The 343-nt window shown below is 35.3% G+C and carries 1 protein-coding gene; it reads left to right on the top strand.

Translation table 11 applies throughout. The features are described from left to right. Window positions 1-286 (top strand): hypothetical protein (locus R0J92_RS22070; protein WP_411053225.1); only part of this gene is annotated, 286 nt, incomplete at its 5' end. Window positions 287-343: the final 57 nt, after the last annotated feature.

Below are 343 nucleotides of genomic sequence, written 5' to 3'. Positions count from 1 at the left end.
CATTGGATTTGGCATTGCCTTCGAGCAAATCACACAAAGTTTGAGAGAACGATTTCCAGAGGCGAATCCTGTAATTACGGAAAATGCTGCTCACGCGATCGGTCTTACTTTTATTGGTCTATATATTATTTTATTAATCATTGCATTGGTGCAACATCGTCTTGAAATCAAAACAATTGAACGAGAAGATTATGTCTTTCTATCAATAAATAATCTGAACTGGATTGTGATAGTCGGAATTGTATTGCTAGGTTTTGCTGTGATATTTTCTACCCTATTTTTATAATGAAAAATAGCTGCGCCTGTTAATTCTTAGGGGATCTCAATCTAAAACTCTGATCAC

This window comes from Tritonibacter sp. SIMBA_163 (assembly GCF_046535935.1).
GTDB classification, from domain to species: domain Bacteria; phylum Pseudomonadota; class Alphaproteobacteria; order Rhodobacterales; family Rhodobacteraceae; genus Epibacterium; species Epibacterium scottomollicae.
Note: the sequence above shows the minus strand (reverse complement) of the source record. Positions and strands in the feature narration are given on the sequence as shown.